This is a genomic window from Bartonella sp. AA86SXKL, assembly GCF_042196885.1.
This window is the reverse complement of record NZ_JBHIRE010000511.1, coordinates 1-235: the sequence shown is the minus strand read 5'-3', so window position 1 is coordinate 235 and position 235 is coordinate 1.

The following is a 235-nucleotide window of genomic DNA, read 5'->3' as shown; positions in this document are numbered from 1 at the left end:
CTTTGGCAATACATAACAGATCACCGCGACTTGATTGCAAAGTACAGAGAAACAAAACCATAGCTTTTTCCAAACGTAACAGTGCTCAATCCTGCGAAAAAACCTGATAAAAGCACACATCCTTTCTCAAAACAAACCAGAACCTTTGCAAGGGCATCATGATGGGCAGGAACATCGATCACCCCTATCACGCCAGCATCCAAAAAAACCTTGCCCCCAACAAGCCCTCACACCT